Annotated in this window: 15 protein-coding genes; 11 read left to right on the top strand and 4 right to left on the bottom strand. The window is 39.0% G+C overall.

The window, feature by feature from the left end; all coding sequences use genetic code 11:
• Positions 1-367 precede the first annotated feature (367 nt).
• From dnaG to L1999_RS21730, 6 genes are all read left to right on the top strand, one after another.
• Complete coding sequence (gene dnaG, locus L1999_RS21755) at positions 368-2,176, top strand: DNA primase (protein WP_235740470.1); 1,809 nt, start codon at positions 368-370, stop codon at positions 2,174-2,176.
• Between the two features lie 41 nt (positions 2,177-2,217).
• Complete coding sequence (gene rpoD, locus L1999_RS21750; protein WP_235740469.1) at positions 2,218-3,348, top strand: RNA polymerase sigma factor RpoD; 1,131 nt, start codon at positions 2,218-2,220, stop codon at positions 3,346-3,348.
• 385 nt (positions 3,349-3,733) lie between these two features.
• Positions 3,734-4,873 carry an acyl-CoA dehydrogenase family protein gene (locus L1999_RS21745; protein ID WP_235740468.1) on the top strand — a complete coding sequence of 380 codons (1,140 nt, stop codon included), beginning with the start codon at positions 3,734-3,736 and terminating at the stop codon, positions 4,871-4,873.
• A gap of 192 nt (positions 4,874-5,065) precedes the next feature.
• Complete coding sequence (cccA, locus tag L1999_RS21740) at positions 5,066-5,434, top strand: cytochrome c550 (RefSeq protein WP_235740467.1); 369 nt, start codon at positions 5,066-5,068, stop codon at positions 5,432-5,434.
• A 77-nt stretch (positions 5,435-5,511) separates the two neighbouring features.
• A complete protein-coding gene (locus L1999_RS21735) occupies positions 5,512-6,240 on the top strand; it encodes a tRNA (adenine(22)-N(1))-methyltransferase (protein WP_235740466.1) in 729 nt (242 codons plus the stop codon).
• Complete coding sequence (locus tag L1999_RS21730; RefSeq protein WP_235740465.1) at positions 6,218-7,333, top strand: Nif3-like dinuclear metal center hexameric protein; 1,116 nt, start codon at positions 6,218-6,220, stop codon at positions 7,331-7,333. The genes L1999_RS21735 and L1999_RS21730 overlap by 23 nt, the downstream gene beginning before the upstream one ends.
• 86 nt (positions 7,334-7,419) lie before the next feature.
• Here L1999_RS21730 and L1999_RS21725 read toward each other — a convergent pair whose 3' ends face one another.
• Both L1999_RS21725 and L1999_RS21720 read right to left on the bottom strand, forming a co-directional pair.
• Complete coding sequence (locus L1999_RS21725; protein WP_235740464.1) at positions 7,420-8,370, bottom strand: 4-hydroxy-3-methylbut-2-enyl diphosphate reductase; 951 nt, start codon at positions 8,368-8,370, stop codon at positions 7,420-7,422.
• Positions 8,371-8,556: 186 nt separating this feature from the next.
• A complete protein-coding gene (locus L1999_RS21720; RefSeq protein ID WP_235740463.1) occupies positions 8,557-9,204 on the bottom strand; it encodes a YqfQ family protein in 648 nt (215 codons plus the stop codon).
• 257 nt (positions 9,205-9,461) lie between these two features.
• Here L1999_RS21720 and L1999_RS21715 point away from each other — a divergent pair, with 257 nt between their 5' ends.
• A complete protein-coding gene (locus L1999_RS21715) occupies positions 9,462-10,778 on the top strand; it encodes a DEAD/DEAH box helicase (RefSeq protein WP_235740462.1) in 1,317 nt (438 codons plus the stop codon).
• 22 nt (positions 10,779-10,800) lie between these two features.
• A complete protein-coding gene (locus L1999_RS21710; RefSeq protein ID WP_235740461.1) occupies positions 10,801-11,694 on the top strand; it encodes a deoxyribonuclease IV in 894 nt (297 codons plus the stop codon).
• Positions 11,695-11,721: 27 nt separating this feature from the next.
• On the opposite strand, the gene L1999_RS21705 is transcribed toward L1999_RS21710, so the two are convergent.
• Positions 11,722-11,979 (bottom strand): DUF2624 domain-containing protein, encoded by a 258-nt coding sequence (locus L1999_RS21705; protein ID WP_235744429.1) that lies wholly within the window; start codon positions 11,977-11,979, stop codon positions 11,722-11,724.
• 167 nt (positions 11,980-12,146) lie between these two features.
• On the opposite strand from L1999_RS21705, the gene L1999_RS21700 reads away from it, so the two are divergent.
• Genes L1999_RS21700 through L1999_RS21690 form a run of 3 tightly spaced genes read left to right on the top strand, consistent with a single transcriptional unit; the run spans position 12,147 to position 14,178 of the window.
• Positions 12,147-12,920 (top strand): metal ABC transporter ATP-binding protein, encoded by a 774-nt coding sequence (locus tag L1999_RS21700; RefSeq protein WP_235740460.1) that lies wholly within the window; start codon positions 12,147-12,149, stop codon positions 12,918-12,920.
• Positions 12,917-13,768: a metal ABC transporter permease gene (locus L1999_RS21695; RefSeq protein ID WP_235740459.1), complete on the top strand. Its 852-nt coding sequence runs from the start codon at positions 12,917-12,919 to the stop codon at positions 13,766-13,768. Before L1999_RS21700 ends, L1999_RS21695 begins: the two co-directional genes overlap by 4 nt.
• Positions 13,765-14,178: a zinc uptake transcriptional repressor Zur gene (locus L1999_RS21690; RefSeq protein ID WP_215043654.1), complete on the top strand. Its 414-nt coding sequence runs from the start codon at positions 13,765-13,767 to the stop codon at positions 14,176-14,178. The genes L1999_RS21695 and L1999_RS21690 overlap by 4 nt, the downstream gene beginning before the upstream one ends.
• Before the next feature lie 16 nt (positions 14,179-14,194).
• Here the strand turns inward: L1999_RS21690 and L1999_RS21685 are convergent, their stop codons facing one another.
• Complete coding sequence (locus L1999_RS21685) at positions 14,195-14,791, bottom strand: 5' nucleotidase, NT5C type (RefSeq protein WP_235744428.1); 597 nt, start codon at positions 14,789-14,791, stop codon at positions 14,195-14,197.
• Positions 14,792-15,109 lie beyond the last annotated feature (318 nt).

The following is a 15,109-nucleotide window of genomic DNA, read 5'->3' as shown; positions in this document are numbered from 1 at the left end:
AATAGGCTATTTTGTCGATGCAGAGTTTTGCCCGGTTAAAGAGGAAATTGTCGAAAATCACAGCCATATTTTCCGTTGACGTTTTGTTTTGCTGCTACCTGTGATCATCTTGTGAAAGAAAAAACATTACATAATGTGCAATCTGGAAATACACATTGACTCAGGTAAGGAAGAACAGACCTATATCTGGTAAACAATCCCACTAAAGGAGATATTGTTGTCAAAGAGGAGAATACCGAAAGGACCAAGACCTATTAATCTGAGGATCGAGCAAAATTTGTGATGGAGTTAACAAAAAAAATGTCGAAATTTGCAGGAATTTAACTATTGCCTGCCGAATACCTGTAGTACAAATGGAGTTGTTTTCATGGCAGACCTTATTGCCGAAGAAAAGATTGACCAAATTCGTCAGGCTGTTGATATTGTCGAGGTAATAAGCGATTATGTTCAACTGAAAAAACAGGGGCGAAATTACTTCGGATTATGTCCATTCCATGGAGAGAGCACCCCATCATTTTCAGTATCACCTGACAAACAAATTTTTCATTGTTTTGGTTGTGGGGCGGGAGGAAATGTATTTTCTTTTTTAATGGAACTTGAAGGAATATCATTCCAAGAGACAGCCATTAAACTAGCGGCTAAGGTAAATATAGAATTAGGTATAAACTTGCCGCAAACATTGGGCGGAAAAAAACTTTCTAAAGAGCTTCAAGCAATGATTGATGCCCATGAGCTTTTAAGAAAATTTTACCACCATCTTTTGGTAAATACAAAAGAGGGTCAACACGCACTTGAGTATTTACTAAACAGAGGTTTTACCCAGGAATCGATTGATAAGTTTCAAATCGGGTATTCATTAAATTCATGGGACTTCGTGTATAAATTCCTGACTAAAAGGGATTTTTCACCTGAATGGATGGAAAAAGCCGGTTTAATTATTAAACGAGAGCGGGATGGAACGTACTTCGATCGTTTCAGGGATCGAATTATGTTTCCTATATTTGACCGTCATGGTAATACGATTGCTTTTTCTGGGAGATCACTTGGGGCTGATGAGCCAAAATATTTAAATAGTCCCGAAACAGCAATCTTTAATAAAAGTAAAATTTTATATAATTATCACTTGGCAAAACCAAGTATAAAAAAATTGCAATATGCTGTTTTATTTGAGGGATTTGCCGATGTCATTGCAGCCGACCGGGCTGGTGTAGAAAATGGGATTGCCACAATGGGTACAGCATTAACAGAGGAGCATATCACTCTGTTAAGACAAAATGTTCAAACAATAACGATTTGCTATGATTCTGATAAGGCCGGTATCGAGGCTGCATATCGGGCGGGGAATCACCTTCAAGAAGCTGGCTTTCAACTAAAGGTCGCGATGATGGCAGATGGTCTGGATCCTGATGAATATATTCAAAAGAATGGTACAGATAAGTTCCGTAATGAAGTAATTGGCGCAAGTTTAACCTGGATGGCCTTTAAATTTCTTTACTTTCGCCGCGGAAAAAATCTTCAGCTTGAAGGAGATCAGTTCGCTTACATCGAACAAATAATCAAAGAGATCAGCAAACTCGATAAGGCTGTTGAAAGGGATCATTACTTAAGACAGCTGGCAGCTGAATTTTCCCTGTCGCTCGAGGCATTAAAGCAGCAACAGCAGCAAATATATTTTGCTGAAAAGAGAAAATCAAGCGGGTCGAAAGAACCAGCTCATAAGCCTTTGGTAGTTATTAAACCGGCAGAAGGACTTAAACCGGCATATCTTACAGCCGAGAGACGGTTAATTGCCCATATGCTTAAAGATCGAGATGTGGCATATAAGGTTCAGGAATTACTTGCAGGACAAACGTTTAATATGGATGAACATCAGGCAATAATAACCTATCTGTTAGGATTTTTTGAGGACCATGCAGAACCTGACACCAGCGCATTTTTAACCTATATTCAAGATGATAATCTTAGAAGAATAGTTGCAGACATTGAAATGATGGCTATAAATGATGAACTGACAAATCAGGAATTAACTGATTATATCAAACAGGTGTTGAATTATCAAAAGTTGTTAAAGATAAAAGAAAAAGAAGTGGAACTAAAAGAAGCTGAACGTGAAAAGAACTTTAGTAAGGCCGCAGCGATTGCTACTGAAATGAATCACTTGCGTAAATTGTTATAAATTCTAATTTATTGTTTTGATTTTTGGAAGGAGGGGGACATATGGCTGCTGAAAAATCAGCCCGTTCAAAAGAGGTTGAAAATGAATTAACCCTTGAACAAGTAAAAGACCAGTTAACTGAACTGGGTAAAAAAATCGGTGTCCTTGCCTATGATGATATTGCTGAGAAAATGGCTAACTTTGAGGTAGATTCCGAACATATGGATGAATTTTATGAGTCCTTAACTGAGCAAGGAATTGAATTAGTAGGCGAAAGTGATGGAGAAGATCCAGACGTTAAAAAATTGGCAAAAGAAGATGATGAAGAATTCGATTTAAATGATTTAAGTGTACCTCCAGGAGTTAAGATTAATGACCCAGTCCGCATGTATCTGAAAGAGATTGGCCGTGTTGACTTACTTTCTGGGGAAGAGGAAATTAAACTTGCTAATCGGATTGAAGAAGGAGACGAAGAAGCTAAACGTCGTCTTGCTGAGGCAAATTTACGGCTTGTTGTAAGTATTGCAAAGCGTTATGTTGGCCGGGGTATGTTATTTCTTGACTTAATTCAAGAAGGGAATATGGGCCTCATTAAAGCTGTTGAAAAATTTGATTATCGAAAAGGCTTTAAATTCAGTACGTATGCTACTTGGTGGATTCGTCAAGCGATCACCCGTGCAATTGCTGACCAAGCAAGAACGATACGGATTCCCGTTCATATGGTTGAAACCATTAATAAGCTAATTCGCGTTCAGCGTCAGCTTCTTCAAGATCTTGGGCGTGAACCAACACCGGAAGAAATCGGTGAAGATATGGATTTAACCCCTGATAAGGTGCGAGAAATCCTTAAAATAGCACAAGAACCAGTCTCACTCGAAACTCCAATTGGTGAAGAAGATGATTCACACTTAGGTGATTTTATTGAAGACCAGGACGCAACGTCCCCTTCAGAGCATGCTGCCTATGAATTATTAAAAGAGCAATTAGAAGATGTTCTCGATACGTTAACTGACCGAGAAGAAAATGTCCTCAGATTGCGTTTTGGATTGGACGATGGCCGGACCCGTACACTTGAAGAAGTTGGAAAGGTATTCGGTGTCACTCGTGAACGTATTCGTCAAATTGAAGCAAAAGCACTGCGAAAGTTACGTCATCCAAGCCGCAGTAAACGTTTAAAAGACTTCTTAGAATAACTGAATGTGTTGCCAATTATAGTTTACTTCTTAATCAGAGGTAGACTATTTTTTTGTTCCAAACACAAATCTTTTAATGAATGTAAGCACTTTCTGTATTGTTATTTTACTGAATTGTCTCTCATTTTGCAAATAGGCTTTTCAACATCTGTTGCGTTTTTTATATTTCTTTACTTTCTTACAAAAGGAAAAATGGCTACTACATCATCTTAAGCAACAGCAAGCTTAGCGGTAATCCTATTCATTCCATCCCCCAATTTGAAAAATCCCATTTATATATTTCAATAATATAATATATTTTAAAATTTTAAATGTTATGAATTAATCGTGATTCCTTATATAATAAAAAAGAAAGCGTATACAATGTTGTTTTGGAGGGATGAAAATGAATTTTGACTTAACATCTGAACAACAAATGATTAAACATATGATCAAACAATTTGTAGATGAAGAAGTGGCACCAGGGGCCTTAGAGCGTGATCGAACAAAGCAGTTTCCAGTAGAGATATTTAAAAAGCTAAGTAGTTTGGGGATGATGGGGCTTCCTTTTCCTGAAAAATACGGCGGCGGAGGAGCAGATACAATCAGTTTTGCCATAGTGGTCGAAGAGTTAAGCAGGGGATGCGGCTCGACTGGGATCACATACTCTGCACATATATCTTTAGGCGGTGCACCAATTCATTTGTTTGGAACGGAGGAGCAAAAACGTAACTATTTAATTCCAATTTGTAAGGGAGAATCATTGGGCGCATTTGGTCTAACAGAACCTAATGCCGGCTCAGACGCGGGGGGAACAAGGACATCGGCCAAAGAAGAAAATGGTGAATTTATTATAAATGGAAATAAGTGCTTTATTACCAATGCCAGTTATGCGCACCATTTAGCTTTAACCGCTGTAACTGGGGAGAAGAATGGACAAAAGGAGATTAGTGCTATTATCGTTCCTACAAACGCTGAGGGGTTTACCATCATGGATAATTATGAAAAGATGGGTTTGAACGCCTCCAATACAACGGAACTAGTATTAGAAAATGTAAAGGTATCAGTTGATAATCTACTTGGGAAGCGTGGAGAGGGCTTTAGACAGTTTTTAATCACATTAGATGGTGGACGTATTGGAATTGGGGCAATGGCTGTAGGGATTGCTCAAGGCGCTTATGAGAAGGCGTTAGCCTATGCAAAGGAGAGAAAACAATTTGGTAAATCCATTTCTTCCTTTCAGGCTATCCAATTTAAACTAGCCGATATGGCCATGAAAATTGAATTAGCACGAAATATGGTCTATAAAGCTGCCTGGTTAAAAGACCAAGGCAGGCTGTTTTCCAAGGAAGCAGCCATGTGTAAGTTATATGCATCCGAAATGTGTATGGAAGTGACAGACCAGGCCGTGCAAATCCATGGTGGTTACGGTTATATGAAGGAGTACCAGGTAGAAAGAATGATGCGCGACGCAAAGCTCCTTGAGATTGGGGAAGGCACCTCCGAAGTACAAAGAATGGTCATATCCCGCCTCATCGGCTGCTAATAAATGAAGGGCTAAATGGAGAGACTGTAGAGATAATTGGTCAAATTCTTCAGTCTCTTTTTTCTATATTAAAAAGATTATAGTGATAAAATAAGTTTAGGGCTTTTCCTTCTGTTATTTTTCAAGTAAAATAGTAGTTGTTTGTAGACTATTTATTTTTAAGATGCGTTCGTACATAAGGGAGGTAAGATCATGAAACGGAATCCGGTTATTCCTTACATTCTTGTCATGGTTTTTGGGATCGTATTAGTGTTTATTCTTTCCTTCAAAGGCCTGGGAGACATGAAAGAAGTCGCCAAAGAGAATGGAAAAGGAAGCGGCAGCGAGACTACAGAGGTTGCAGCAACAAAGCCAGAAGACATTTATAAGCAAACCTGTATTGGCTGTCATGGGGATCAGTATCAAGGGGTAGTAGGGCCAACATTAAAAGGTGTCGGCAGCAAGTATTCTAAAGCAGAGATTGTGCACATCATTACAAAAGGTAAAGGCAACATGCCAGCAGGTCTTGTTCCTCAAGAACAAGCTGAAGCAATGGCAGAATGGGTTTCAAAAATTAAATAGCAAAAGAAGTCCTTTGCATCTGTAAAGGACTTTTTTATATACTTAATAAAATACATTATTATAAAAGTGGTGGAATCTTGAATACAGATAAATTATCAGTTCGTTTAACAACAGTGGCAAAATATGTACCAGAAGGAGCACGGTTGGCGGATATTGGCTCAGATCATGCCTATCTGCCATGTTATCTAGCTAAGAATTTAAAAATTTCATATGCCATAGCAGGTGAAGTGGCCAAAGGACCATTTCAATCAGCCGAGAAAAATGTACTAACTGAAGGGCTCGCTGACAAAATTACTGTCCGCATGGGTGATGGACTTGAGGTTATTCAGTCTGGTGAGGTCGATTGTATTACCATTGCCGGAATGGGGGGTGCCTTAATCTCAAGTATCTTGGAAAGTGGGAAAGACAAGTTAGGTTCAGTTAAGCGTCTTGTACTGCAGCCAAATATTAGTGCAATCTCCATTCGAACGTGGTTGTTTGAAAATAACTGGGAGTTACTTGCGGAAGAAATTCTCGAGGAAGATGGGAAAATTTACGAAATATTAATTGCCGAACAAGGTGATCCGGTTAAACCATATCAGGAAAAGAGAGAAAGTGAGTTTTTGCTCGGTCCATTCCTGTTAAAGGAAAAGAATGAAATCTTTAAAAAGAAGTGGCATTCAGAGTTGAAAAATTGGCAGCGTATTGTTGAAGCAATGAAAGGGGCTTCGGAAACGGCCGAAACGATCGAAAAAAAGAATGAGGTCATTGAAAAGATAAAACTTGTTGAGGAGGTCCTAGATAATGAAGAATCCGAACGGTCATGAAATCATCCAGCTTTTTGAGCAATTTTCACCAAAGGGGTTGGCAATGGAGGGGGATAAAATAGGTTTACAAATTGGACGGTTAAATAAAAGAGTTGAGAGGGTAATGATTGCTCTTGATGTTCTCGATCATGTAATTGATGAGGCAATTGAAAAAGATGTGCAGCTCATTATTGCTCATCACCCGATCATCTATCGGCCGCTTAAAAACCTGTTAACTGATACCACACAGGGGAAGATGTTTGAAAAGTTACTAAAACATGATATAGCTGTTTATGCAGCCCATACAAATTTGGATGTAGCCAAAGGCGGGGTCAATGATTTATTGGCAGAAGCTTTGGAGCTTGAAGAGGCGGAGGTTCTGGTCCCTACTTATGATACAAAGCTTAAAAAATTAGTTGTCTTTGTCCCATCTAGTCATGCTGATGAAATCAGACAAGTGTTAGGTCATACAGGGGCTGGTCATATTGGAAACTACAGTCATTGTTCTTTTTCGGCAAATGGTATAGGGAGATTTCTACCTGGTGAACATACCGATCCGTATGTGGGCAAGCCAGGGCATTTAGAGAAAGTGGAGGAAGTAAGAATAGAAACCATTCTGCCTGAATCACTTCTAAAGAAAACGATCACTGCGATGATTAAAGCACATCCATATGAAGAGGTTGCCTATGATGTGTATCCGGTTGAGAATAAAGGGGAGACACTCGGCCTCGGCAGAATCGGAAAAGTGAAAGAGATGACATTAGCTGAATTTGCTGAAAAGGTAAAGACAGCATTAAACGTCTCCACTGTCCGGGTTGTCGGTGATTTAACCTCTAAGATTAAAAAGGTTGCGGTATTAGGCGGCGATGGTAATAAATATTTTATGAGTGCGAAATTTAAAGGGGCAGATGTATATGTTACAGGGGATATCTATTACCATACGGCCCATGATGCGATGATGCAGGGCCTAAATATCATTGACCCAGGACATAATGTGGAAAAGGTAATGAAAAAAGGGCTGACAAATGTACTCCAGAAGATGTGCCAAGAGTCTGGCTACCATGTTGACATTTTCCCATCTGAACAAAATACAGATCCCTTTCAGTTTGTATAAACTACATAGAAAAGAACCGGTCTTTATAGGACGCGGTTCTTTTTCTTTGAAAATAGTTACAGTCGACAAGTGCTTAGAGTTTTTTCTTATGCTTTGTCAGCACTTTTAACTTTAGGTAATATTTTGTTCAATTGAACTTGTTTACGGCGCTCCCAAGTCGCTTCATTAGTTGGATCAAATTGCTCAAGAAAGGTGATTACCTCTTTTGTAATAGGGGTCGGTGTAGAAGCACCCGATGTTACGGCAACAGTCTTGGCATCTTTTAACCAATCAATTTCTAATTCCGTTATATCGGCAATGCGATATGCTCTTGTTCCAGCAATTTCCTCCGAAACTTGTGCAAGACGATTCGAGTTATTACTTTTTGGATCGCCGACAACAATTGTTACATCTGCTTGTGTTGCTTGGTCGGCAACGGCTTCTTGGCGGATTTGCGTTGCATGGCAGATTTCATTATAGACCTCGACATGCGGATATTTTTCTTTTACTTTCTTCATAGTATCGGCAACATCCCACTGACTCATGGTAGTTTGGTTCGTAACAATTAGGTGTTCACTTTGAATGGTTAATGCCTCAACATCATTAGGAGTTTCCACTAAATGAACCATATCCGGTGCAACACCAACCGCACCTTCAGGCTCCGGGTGTCCCTTTTTACCTATATAAATAACTTGAAATCCTTGTTTGGTTTTTTCCTCTATCAAATCATGTGTTCTAGTTACATCAGGACAGGTTGCATCAATTGCTACTAGTCCTTTCTTCTTTGCAAGCTCACGTACTTCCGGAGAGATGCCGTGAGCGGTGAAAATAACAGTACCCGATTCAACTTTATTAAGAATATCCATGCGATTGTTACCATCAAGAGTGATAATGCCCTCTTCTGCAAACGCATCTGTAACATGTTTGTTATGAACAATCATCCCTAAAATGTAGATGGGACGTGGCAATGATTTGTCTAAAGCAGCATTTCTTGCAATAACCATGGCATCGACGACACCGTAACAGTAACCGCGTGGTGATATTTTAATGATTTGCATATTTAAAAGTCCTCCTACATGAACTTTGCTTTTTATTAGATCAGCAATCCGTTCTTTTCCCTGGATCAATAGGCTTTTCTGTAAGTCTATGTATTTATTATATAAAACTAATAGATAGAATACAAAGATACATTTTTCCTGTAGGATTTTAAAAAAAAGAATGCTGGTTTTCAGCATTCGAAAGTTTTAAATATACATTTTCGGGATTGAACTTCCCTTTTGGTACTGATGAGAGCGTGACTTTTGGCTTCCTTTTTGATTTGCCGACTGTTTAGAATGTCCGGGTTCCGAACTTTCACTGCTAGAGGATTCCTCCGTGACTGATTCTGCTTTTGATTTCTTGGTAGATGACTCACTGTCCTTTGTAGCATTTTTAATGCCCCGATATAGCTTCCACATAGCAGGTATATTCTTAACCATAGGGCCATATTGTTGGATCATTGGTCCAATTGTTTGTGCTGTTTTTAACACTTGCTGGGTATTATTTAAAATTCCTGTTAATCCCCCAGGATTGCTTAAGGATTGAAGTAAGCCGCCGCCGCCGCCACTTCCTGCGGCTCTTCCCATTCCCATAAGTCCGTTTGGAGTACCTGCTTGTGCACCTCTTCCGAGTAGTTTCGAGAGCATACCGCCTCCGGCTCTTCCCATCTGACCGGATCCGGCCCCCATTCTCGCTCCCATCATTGAGTTTCCTCCGCCGAAAGGTCCTGTTTGAGGCCTCATCATCGGATTTCTACCGAATGAAGGTGTGCCCCCTGACCCCATCATGGGACCACCGCCGAACATTTGCTGCCCCATTCCACCGTTAAAGGGCATTCTTGGTCTTGGCTGCATTCCAAAACCTCCTTTCTACCATGACTTCATACTTTAAAATATGCATAAATCCTAATTTGGTTTAGGTTTACACACAAGGAAATAACATAATTTCGTTTTAAAAATTGGCTAATTAGTAAAAGCTGTGAATAAAAAAATAAGTTAACTGGTTATTTAGGAGAAATTTTACTATAATAACATGATGGACATAGATAAGGAAGTTAAACTTGAGGAAACACTACTCCATAAAAAGATTAAAAAGAATAAGGAGCAATTTTATGAAAGCAAATCAATTTGAGCGTTTTAAGTTTCAGCCTTTTATTATAGAAGCATTGAACCAATTCGGTTTTTTTGAGCCTACAGAAATCCAGGATCGGATGATTCCATTAGTGTTAAAAGGAGAAAGTGCGATTGGTCAATCCCAAACCGGGACAGGCAAGACATTTGCTTATGCTTTGCCGATTCTGCAGGGAATAGATCCAAACCGTCAAGAGGTTCAAGCAGTCATTACCGCACCAACAAGAGAATTAGCTTCACAAATTTACCACCAGATTTTGAAAGTTACTGAACATTGCAGTCCTGATCAGCAAATTATGACTAGATGCTATATCGGGGGAACCGATAAGCTAAGGACAATTGAAAAATTAAAAGTTCAACCGCAAATCGTGGTTGGCACCCCGGGCAGAATTAAAGATCTTATGGTGGAACAGGCATTATTTATCCATACAGCCAAAATCCTTGTAGTTGATGAAGCTGACATGATGCTTGATATGGGATTCATTGAAGATGTCGATCATGTTGCTGCCAAAATGCCAGAGAAATTGCAAATGTTGGTCTTTTCAGCTACGATTCCTGAAAAATTAAAACCATTTTTAAAGAAATATATGGAAAATCCTAAAACCATTCAGATTGATGCAAAAAGAAAAGCAGCTGAGAACTTAGTGCATTATCTGTTACCATCAAGGCATCGCAATAAAAAGCAGCTTGTCCATGATGCACTGCTTGCCTACAATCCATATCTAGCGATTGTTTTTACCAATACGAAGAAGATGGCGGAAGAGGTTGCTTATTTCTTAAATGATAAAGGCTTAAAAGTAGGACGAGTTCATGGGGATTTAAACCCTCGTGAACGAAAAAAAATGATGAAACAAATACAGGACTTGGAGTATCAGTATATTGTTGCGACCGATCTTGCTTCTAGAGGGATTGATATTGAAGGGGTCAGCCATGTCATTAATTATGAACTTCCAACTGATTTAGATTTTTATATTCATCGGGTGGGAAGAACAGCACGCGCAGGTAATTCTGGAATTGCCCTTACGATTTATGAAAGCTCCGATGAGGACGCTTTAAACCGGTTGGAAAAAATGGGCATTCAATTTAAACATGTTGATTTTAAAAATGAAGGACTTGAAGAGATCGACGATAGAAATAGACGGAAAACCCGTGTACGAAAAGAAGATGAGGCTGATCGAACGGCGAAATCAATTGTCAAAAAACCACAAAAAGTAAAACCAGGCTATAAAAAGAAAATGCAGTGGGAAATGGATAAAATAAAAAAACGGCAGCGGAAGATAGAGAAGAGAAAGAAATAATCATCTAAAGGGAGAGAATGGGATGTTGAAAATTGGCTCACATGTATCTATGAGCGGCAAAGATATGCTGCTTGCTGCCAGTGCGGAAGCAGTATCCTATGGTGCTAATACTTTTATGATTTATACGGGTGCACCGCAAAATACCCGAAGAAAGAAAATTGAAGATCTGAACATTGAAGCAGGAAGAAGACATATGGAGATGAACGGGATCACAGAAATGATCGTGCATGCTCCCTATATCATAAACATTGGAAATACGACCAATCCGGATACGTTTGAATTAGGGGTAAGATTCCTCCGCAGTGAAATTGAACGTACAGAGGCACTTGGGGCGCAACAAATTGTTCTTCATCCGGGTGCCCATGTCGGGGCGGGAACGGAACTTGGCATAAAAAAAATCATCGAAGGTTTGAATGAAGTCTTAACAGGTAAGGAACAGCTTCAAATTGCGCTCGAAACGATGGCAGGAAAAGGTTCTGAATGCGGAAAATCTTTTGAGGAACTAGCGATGATTATGGACGGTGTCAATTTTAACGACAGGTTGTCAGTTTGCTTTGATACTTGTCATACACATGATGCCGGCTATAACATTGTTGACGACTTTGACGGTGTTCTAAATGAATTTGATAAAATTATCGGTTTAGACAAACTAAAAGTCCTTCATATCAATGATAGTAAGAACACAGTGGGGATGAGAAAAGACCGCCATGAGAATATCGGATTTGGTCATATTGGATTTAAAGCCCTAAATTATGTCGTTCATCATCCTCAATTAACAGAAGTCCCAAAGATTTTGGAGACTCCTTTTGTTGGCGAAGATAAAAATAATAAAAAACCGCCTTATAAGTTTGAAATTAACATGTTCAGGGAGCAAGAGTTTAATGAAAACTTATTAGATGAAATAATGCAAGGATAAGGAAAAAGCTGTGCTTCGGCACAGCTTTTATTTTTTCGTAAATTCAACTAATAGCTTATTAACTTCCCGTGCGGTTTCGGGGCCAGCTGCTTTTGCTATTTGCTTTACCAATTGGGCCCGTTGTGTTGTATCAAAAATATTAATGTTTTTGCCTCTTAAGTATTCGGAGATCTTGTTTGCCTGTTGGTTACTGATCGTAATATTAAACTGATTTGCATACTTTTTAAGCTCTTCTGCGGTAATTGTGTTAATTTTATGATTAATGATGCTTTCAAATATTTTCACCCTCATCACTCCTCCATGCTAATGTATGAAGATGGGGATAGAGTGTGACAATGGATTATAGTGGGGATTGACCAAGTTTCTTTGCCTTTACAATTGGGAAGTCCTATTGTATACTACTTGAAGTTAAATCGGAATCATTCTGATAATTAAAAGTGAGAGTGTGGACCATGCAAGCTAATATTGAAATAAAAGATCTTTTTTACCGTTATGAAAAAGAAAGTGTTCTTGAAGATATTACGATTACTGTCCCAGACGGATCCTTTTTGGCGATTGTCGGCCCAAACGGCTCAGGTAAATCTACTTTGTTAAAATTAATATTAGGGTTATTAAAGCTGCAAAGAGGGGACATCTTTTTATTTGGTCAGGAAATAAGTAAATTTAAAGACTGGCAAAAAATCGGTTATGTGTCGCAAAAGGCCAATTCCTTTAATACTGGATTTCCAGCTACTGTTTTTGAAGTGGTTTCAAGTGGATTAACCAAAAAGTTAGGGTTATTTACCTTTTTTAAAAAGGAACATAGGCAGCGGGTAATGGAGGCACTAGACGCAGTGGGGATGAAGGCGTTTAGCCATCGAAATGTTGGAGAACTGTCCGGAGGTCAGCAGCAAAGGGTATTTATTGCCCGTGCACTGGTAAGTGAACCGAAGCTTTTGATTTTGGATGAGCCCACCGTTGGCGTGGATGCGGAAAATGTTCATTCGTTCTATGAGATGCTAGGCGACTTAAATACGAGCAGGGGGATTACACTTTTATTGGTTACCCATGATATAGGCACCATTTCCGATAAGGTTACGCATGTTGCTTGTTTAAATAAACATTTGCATTTTCACGGTAATACAGAAGAATTTGAACAAGTTAGCAGGAATGGATTGTCTAAGGTTTATGGTCATGATGTACACGTATTAGCCCATAACCATGAACATGGAGGCGTTAGAAATTGATCGAAGGTATTTTTCATTATGAATTTTTACAAAATGCGTTTTTAACAGGGATTTTGATTGGAATCCTAGCCCCTTTGCTAGGAGTGTTTATCGTCGTCAGAAGGTTATCGTTAATTGCTGATGCCTTAAGTCATGTTACCTTGGCAGGCATTGCCGCAAGCTTGCTTATTGAAAATAAATTTACAATGCTTGCGGGTTTGAACCCGCTTTATATGGGAATGGTTTTTTCTGTAGGCGGCTCATTGTTTATTGAAAAGCTAAGAGGCGTTTACAAGCAATACCAAGAGCTGGCGATTCCAATTATTATGTCAGGCGGAATTGGGCTTGGAGTCATTTTTATTTCGCTTGCCAATGGATTTAATACCGATTTGTATAGTTATTTATTTGGCAGTGTCTCTGCTGTCAGCCGGACCGATTTATGGGTTATATTGATTATAAGTATACTAGTCACAGTCGTAATTATTTTATTGTATAAAGAGCTATTTTTACTTTCTTTTGATGAGGAACATGCCAAAGCCTCAGGAATACCTGCGAAAAGTATTCATTTCATCTTTATTGTCATGGTAGCACTTGTGATTGCTGCTTCGATGAGAATTGTAGGAATCTTATTGGTTTCCTCTTTAATGACACTTCCAGTTGCGGCAAGTATTCGCATCGTCAAGGGGTTCAAACAAACGATCTTTTTATCGGTTCTCTTCGGTGAACTCTCTGTCTTAGGTGGACTTTTTACGGCCTATTACCTGGATCTTGCACCCGGGGGTACGATTGTTATGCTCGCGGTTCTCATCTTAATAATGGCAATCTTTTATAAAAAAATGACCAATCGATTAGGAGGAGGAGCTAAGTGAATGTAAATGAGGCCATACAGCACCTAAAGGAAAATGGATTTAAACAAACAGGAAAAAGAGAAGATATGCTGCAATTATTTGCAGATAACGATAAATATTTAACGGCTAAAGATGTCCTCGATTTATTAAAAGAAGATTATCCAGGTTTAAGCTTTGATACCATTTACCGTAACCTGTCTCTATTTGTCGATATGGGGATCTTAGAAATGACAGAGTTATCCGGGGAAAAACATTTCCGGTTTACTTGTTCCAGAAACCATCATCATCATCATTTTATCTGTTTAGATTGTGGAAAAACCAAAGAAATCGATACCTGTCCCATGGAGGGATTAAGTGAAAATCTTAAGGGATATGATATATCTGGGCATAAATTTGAAATATATGGACGCTGTCCGGATTGTTGCTGTTAAAAAAACAGCTTGTGGGTTACACAAGCTGTTTTTTACGTACTGGTTCCTGATTCTTTAGCCAGGTTTCTACCCAATGATAGGCCTCACGCCAATTCTTAACACGGATAACCCCTTCTGGCAGTGGATCCTGATTATAGGGAGTATCGAAGAGAATAACCGGAATATGGCACTCCTCATGAATCATTACCGCATTATCATGTTTATCTTCAAAAAACAGATCAATATTATGCCTCTTGGCAGTTTCCACTTTATCGTGTGAACCAATCAACTCAATATGGTGAAACGTAAGCCCATGCTTGAAAAACCATTCCTCCGTTACATCGAGCAAATGAGGTCCTCGTGCACTAATAAAAAATAATTCATGTTTATGTTTCCATCTCGTTAGTACATCAATGGAACCAGGTGCAGGCGGTGAGCCTTCGTAAATAATCGGTTCATTTTCGGTAAACCACTTTGCGAATTCCTGTTCAGGTACATTAACAAACGGGGTCAATTCATACTTATTTACATCCTCATATAAAATGTTTAAGTTAAAGGCCTTATTTATAAAAGGAATCAGGGAGGTGGGAGAGGTTACGGTGCCATCTATATCTATACCAAATCGTTTCATTATATTCTTCACCCTCGTTAGTCATAAGTTCTCCTTTTATTTTACCAAAGACAGGCCAACAATAAAGGATTAATTTAAAAAGTTACATTACCGCAATTTCAAATAAATCCCTATTTAAGACAAACATTGACATACTAAAAACCGTCAGGTGGTCCACACTAATAAATGCTCCTATAACTGAAAGAGAGGGATTAGGATGGCAGATGAACGAGACACGAAAGTGCAAGAAGCTCTTCGAGGACCAATAATTGGAGAAGATATTCCCAATTCTCCTTCCTCATATAGGGAAGAAACCGCTTCAGAAGTAGCGGCACCAATTAA

The organism is Neobacillus drentensis (assembly GCF_021560175.1).
GTDB lineage: Bacteria > Bacillota > Bacilli > Bacillales > Cytobacillaceae > Neobacillus > Neobacillus drentensis_A.
Note: the sequence above shows the minus strand (reverse complement) of the source record. Positions and strands in the feature narration are given on the sequence as shown.